Source organism: Candidatus Similichlamydia epinepheli (assembly GCF_003056015.1).
On the sequence record NZ_PPEU01000045.1, the window covers coordinates 1 to 6,339 of the forward strand.

Below are 6,339 nucleotides of genomic sequence, written 5' to 3' on the forward strand. Positions count from 1 at the left end.
ATATTCAATTGCTTTTTTTGCTAGAATCGCCTTCAAATCGTACTTTCCCATAAGTTTCTCCTTATTGGGTTTATCTGTTTAGTAACTAAACAAGGAATAATGCGTGCTAACTAGGCATCAGCTGCACAAATTTTTAGATGACTTGTATCAACCTCAATTGTTTGATGATTTCGGTCCAAACGGATTGCAGGTTGAAGGAAAGGAGACAATCCAACGAATTGCTGTTGCTGTTACGGCTAGTAGGTCTGTGATTGAAGAGTCATGTTCTTGGAATGCGGATGCATTGATCGTGCATCATGGTCTTTTCTGGAATGGAGTGAGAGACATGATTGTTGGACGTTTCCTCAAGCGAATACGACCTCTTATTTTGAGTGAAATATCACTGTTTGGATACCACTTGCCTATGGATGGACATACCACTCTTGGCAATTGTTGGGGTGCAGCTACTGATCTTGGATTGGAAGAATTGGAATCTTTAAGACTTTCCCCAAAGGAAAAAACTCCTGTAGCTGTGAAAGGAAGATTTTCATCTCCAGTACCAATTAGTACAGTATTAGAGAGAATATCTTCATACTACTCCTCCTCTATTCGTGTAGCTCTACCTGAAACAGTTCAATCTGTACAAATTGTAGGCATTTGTTCAGGGGGATCTCATCGGGCTTTTGATGTCGCTATTGAGTCAGGTGTTGATTTATTCCTATCAGGTACTGGAGATGAGCCGCAATGGCATTTAGCTAGAGAATCAGGAAAAGTATTTGTTTCGGCTGGTCACTTTGCAACAGAACGTGTTGGACCGTTGAAATTAACTAAGCATTTACAGCAAGAATTTCCTTCTGTTTCAGTCCGTTTTTTCGATGAATCTAATCAGTTTTGAGTTTGGAGAAAACAATGACTAATCGTTTCGCAGAGCTTTATGCAAGGGGGATAATTGAAGCGTCCACACCTGATTGTGAAACATACTTGAAAGAAGACAGGCCGAAATTTTACTTAGGAGTAGATCCAACTGGTGAGAGCCTACACTTAGGAAATTTACAAGGATTTGTTCTGGCTAAATGGTTAGAAAATATGGGTTGTGATGTCACTATTCTTATTGGTGGTGTGACAGCTTCGGTCGGTGACCCATCTGGCAAAACAAGTGAACGTGTTGTTTTAAGCAATGATCAAATAGCAGGGAATAGTTTTGCTATAGAGAGATGGATAGAGCGTTTTATGGGACCTTCTGTCCGCATTGTTAATAACCAAGAATGGTTCAACAAGATGAATCTTACAACTTATCTAAGAGATGTAGGTAGATTCTTTAGAATGGGGCCGATGTTGGGTAAAGAGTGGATTCGTCGTCGTATCCAATCTGATGTAGGTATGAGCTATACAGAGTTCTCATACCAGTTATTACAAGCGTACGATTTTCTTTACTTGTTTGAAGAGTTCGGGATTCGTTTACAGGCAGGTGGTAGTGACCAGTGGGGGAATATTACGTCAGGTTGCGAGTTGATTCGTAAAAAAACAAAGGAGAGTGTACACGGATTTGTTTGGCCTCTTTTGACTAAGGAAGATGGTACTAAATTTGGTAAAAGCGAATCAGGAGCTATTTGGATTGACTCTAGCTTTCTTTCTCCTGTTGATTTCTACCAAGAAGTAGTAGTTTTACCAGACTCTGTTGTTATTCAAACTTTACGTTCATTGACCTTCTTACCTCTTTCAGAAATCGAAAGTTTAAAAAGCTCTCTTTCTGGAAGAGACTTACAACATCGTTTAGCAGAAGAGCTAACTCTTTTGATTCATGGAGAGGAGGGTTTGCAAGAAGCAATTGCAGGACGAAAAGTTAAGACAGAAAGGGACCTGTTTCAAGTCCATGAAGATGAATTGGAAAAAGCTAAAACCATTGCCCTTAATAAAGCGCTTATTATTGGTAAAAGTTGGCTTAGTCTCTGTGTAGAGTTAGGCTGGTTGGAAAGTAAGAGCTTTGGAAGACGTCTTCTCGTTCAGGGTGCAGTGAAAATAAATGGAAAACAAATTCAAGACGATAACACCCTGCAAGAGACCGACCTACTTAAAGGTCGTTTTGTGATCTTTGATTTAGGGAAGAAAAATAGATTTATTTTAAAAGCTTCTTCCTAAGTCTCTTTACTACAATCAAATAACTTGTAGATCGATTTCGAATCCAGGTGGAGGCTCGTGATCCCTGCCAGGTGCCTCTAAAATGATTATCAACAAACAAAAAGCTATGTAAGACCAGCGAAGAAGATCAATTACCCACAAGTAAGTTGCGCTAGCAAATATCCATTTGATTACTGATAAGAGAATTAATACAAGAATCGGAAACAGGTTGATATTAGCTCTGGTTTGACGATGGATGACTACAGGCCCTTCACATGTACACGCCTGAGGAAAAGAAGTAGTAGTTTTACCAGACTCTGTTGTTATTCAAACTTTACGTTCATTGACCTTCTTACCTCTTCTGGAAAATTTCCAAGCGCGACTACATCTCAAAAAGAAATCCCTACAAGGGCACCATCGCGTCGGTCTGGGAGTGCAAAAAAGAGGGTCTGTCCTGTTGACAACATGAAGATTATCCACTCTTGTACAGTTTGCCTGACGGAATCCACTGCAAATAGATCTCAAGTAATCGAACATGGGATTAACCTATATAAAGAATTGTTCTAAACCGATTCATGACATTATAAATTAAAATTTTATTATTGTCTATCAATGCGGAGAGATTTCTATAAATAAAGTCCCTAAGAGAACGGACTTGAAATTTGTCATGAATTGTCTAAAGTTTTATTGAATAGTAAAGTGATATATTTAGTTTATGCCATTCCTTTCTAAAATTATTATCAGTAAAGAAATAATTAAATACCCAAATCGGACAACGTCAACTACCCATTTATAGTCCATTACTAATGAAGGAGAGATAGAAAACAAATTAGAGACGTTAATAAGTTGTGACTTGACCCATGATAATAAGCAGAAAAAAGCTAAAGGAAATAGATTAATATTGATTACATTTTGCCTAACAAGACGACTTGCTGAGACGCTGTAAACATCAGACTTATAATTTACGTTTAGTGCCGTTCTCATTTATTTTTCTGAATACCAATCCGAATCCAAATCTAATAAGAAAATTAAGGCAAGGGCACCATTTAATTCTTCTAAGATTACGATCCCAAATATCAGCGTAATTCGAGCAACAAACAACGCCAAAGTAGATAGAAGAAAAAGGGAGCCTTATTCCAGAGCTCATTGAGAAACCTACAAGGGCTATAAGTTGCGAAATAAAAACTTTTTAAAATTTAAATTTTAATAGTATTGCCTTTTGAAGGTCGTTCAAGGACGATTATTATTAAATGGATAGCTAAGTACACAAAATAAACAATATTAAGCAACCACGCATAAGTAACATCAGCAAATGTCCATATTATCCAAAAAAACAAACAAAACAAAATCAATGGAAATAAATTTACGCTGAGAATATCTCTTATTGATTCACTACGCCCACTCTTTAACAGATAGATCACTTTTACCTGATCAACAGAGAAAAAAGGCCATAAACCTACCCCTAGAAAGACTGTACGCTCATTTCCACTAGAACATCTTTTATTGATGATCCATCCAACACCACATTTTAAAAAGAAATTCCTACAAGAACAACATGTGAGTGCATTAAGTGAATGACGGTAGGCATTAGAGTAAGAGGAACAATAAACAAAGCGACACTTAGTTGAGTAACAAGGACATTTTATTCCAAATGGCATGATATAACCTGTGTACATTTCGATAGTCAAATGCGACAAACATTTTACGGTTTGTTTTGTTAACAGACTAGATATCATTCCTTGTTTACAGATATGAAGAAGGCCTTTTTGTACAAGGAAAAACTTTTGGATATGTACTGTCCAACCGATTAAGTCTTCCAGGTTATGATTTGGGATAAAAAAACATACGACAACGAATTTAAATACAAGTTATTAAGATCGTTATGGATTACACAATCTCAACTTTCCATATCTTGGGATGTGTAGGTTTCTCTATATAGATTATTATCAGAGAAAAGAGTAAGTACACTAAGTTAATTACGTCAAATAACCATGCATGAGCCATATGAGCTAGCAAATATCTAAGTAATGATAATGTGCAAAACAAAAACAGAGGAAACAGGTTAATGAAGGTACACTGTAGTTGATGCTTTGGTTGGCCTGCGACATAGTTAATAGCTTGAGTGATAGAAAAAAAGGGCCATATATTGAGCCCTAGAAGTAATTCTCTGGTGATTCCATGCCTACATGTGTAGAAGGCAAGAAAATTACTTTGTTTCAAAAATAATCCTCTACAACAACTGCCAATTTTGCTTGTGCCAAGTGACATAGAATAGGCTGGATCATAGATATTTACTCTGAAACACGTGGCACTAATAAGACGTCTACAGAAAGAAAAACATGGGCAACATCGAAACATAATAGCTGACCTGCTCTTGTGAGCGTTCGCGTAGGTTACGTTCGGAGCCAATTTTTGTCTATTATGACTATGTAATAGGTCAATTTTCTATTTTACAATCAAATATTAGACAATTTGTGTGTTGGGTGTTTTAAATGGATTACACAACTTCAACTTTCCATATCTTGGGATGTGTAGGTTTCTCTATGTAGATTATTATCAGAGAAAAGAGTAAGTACACCAAGTTAATTACGTCAAATAACCATACGTGAGCCATATGAGCTAGCAAATATCTAAGTAATGATAATGCGCAGAACAAAAACAGAGGGAACAGGTTAATGAAGGTACACTGTCGTTGCCTTTTTGGTTGGCCTGCGACATATTTAACAGTTTGAGTGATAGAAAAAAAGGGCCATATATTGAATCCTAGAAGTAATTCTCTAACGATTTCATTTCTTATTGTGAAGAAGACAAGAAAATTGCTTTGTTTCAAAAATAATTCTCTACAACAACTGCCAATTTTGCTTGTGCCAAGTGACATAGAACAGGCTGGATCATAGATATTTGCTCTGATACGTGTGGCACTAATAAGACGTCTGCAGAAAGAAAAACAAAAACATGGGCAACATCTAAACATAATCGCAGACCTGCTCTTACTGAACGTGCGCGTAGGTTACGTTCGGAACCAGTTTTTGTCTATTACGACCATGTAATAGGTCAATTTTCTATTTTGCAATCAAATATTAAACAATTTGTGTGTTGGGTTTAATGATACAACTTAACCGATCAAAGTTGTAAGAACGCTATTTATGATAGAAAATATGTGAAGATATTATAAAATTTCAATTCGCCATGTCTTTGGTGTTGGGGGCTTTTCTAGCAGGATTATGAGCAAAGAAAAGAGTAAGTACATTAAGTTAATTACGTCAAATAACCATGCGTGAGACATGTGAGCTAGCAAATATTTAAGCAATAATAATAAGCAGCATAAGATCAAAGGGAACAAGTTGATGTAGGTGGATTGGTATTTGTTCGTTGGTTTTCCGGATACATAATCAATGTGTTGAGTTATAGAAAAGAAAGGCCATACGTTGAATCCTAAATATAAATTTCTAATTATTTCATCTTCTCTAATCGTATAGAATGAAAAAAAATTGTTTTCTTTCAAAAAAAAATCCCTACAACAATTACAAATCTTGTTTGATTTAAGTGACATAGCTATGCTTGGGGAATGCAAATTTAATTTAAAATAAACAGCATTATTAAGACGTTTGCAGAAAGAAAAACAAGGGCAAATCCGTCCTAACATTGTATCATTCCTATTTTTGTTCAAGATATGAACAGTTTATATGTAGTAGTGGCATGTTTTTTGTCTATAATGCTACACGTTTGTAACAAGTTTAATTTCGCTAGATGTTTTCAGTTAGCCAAAGATCAAATATTGTTTTATATTTCTTGATATAACGTCGACACCTCTTCTTTAAAATGTATATCTCTAGGTCTAACTGCATCAAAAGGAGTAGTTTCGTACCAAATCAGAAAGAGATATGCAAAAAACAATACACATAGCGTTGGCAATTTTGTGTAAGCAACAAGAAGAGCTAAAATGATCGGCAACAAATTCAAAGATACACATCTTCCTATAGGTAGTTCTGGATTTCTATAACGATGGGCATCCGCTGCAGAAAGAAAAGGCCAAAAGCTCATCCCTATTAGAATAGAGCGGATGTGAGGTTCTTCTTGATTAGGATCATTGTGAGTAAAAAGCAGTCCTAAGCTGTATTTCAATAGGAATCTTCTTACACAAAACCCTGGAAATGCACTGTGCAAAGGGACATTTCGGGATGCAAGGTTTTGAAATATTGTTTTTCTAGATTGAGGTAGATGTAAGATGAATGACCGTCC

Annotated in this window: 4 protein-coding genes; 2 read left to right on the forward strand and 2 right to left on the reverse strand. The window is 36.2% G+C overall.

The genetic code is table 11. The features are described from left to right. Positions 1-103 precede the first annotated feature (103 nt). Both GCCT14_RS03225 and tyrS read left to right on the forward strand, forming a co-directional pair. Positions 104-874, forward strand: a complete 771-nt coding sequence (locus tag GCCT14_RS03225) for a Nif3-like dinuclear metal center hexameric protein (RefSeq protein WP_108624220.1) — start codon at positions 104-106, stop codon at positions 872-874. Positions 875-888: 14 nt separating this feature from the next. Next, entirely contained in the window at positions 889-2,118 is a 1,230-nt protein-coding gene (tyrS, locus tag GCCT14_RS03230; protein WP_157952553.1) for a tyrosine--tRNA ligase, read from the forward strand. Positions 2,119-2,805: 687 nt separating this feature from the next. Here the strand turns inward: tyrS and GCCT14_RS05380 are convergent. Together GCCT14_RS05380 and GCCT14_RS03250 are read right to left on the reverse strand one after the other, a co-directional pair. Then, complete coding sequence (locus GCCT14_RS05380; RefSeq protein ID WP_157952554.1) at positions 2,806-3,081, reverse strand: hypothetical protein; 276 nt, start codon at positions 3,079-3,081, stop codon at positions 2,806-2,808. A gap of 2,799 nt (positions 3,082-5,880) precedes the next feature. Beyond that, on the reverse strand, positions 5,881-6,339 hold a 459-nt coding region (locus tag GCCT14_RS03250), incomplete at its 5' end, for a hypothetical protein (RefSeq protein ID WP_157952555.1).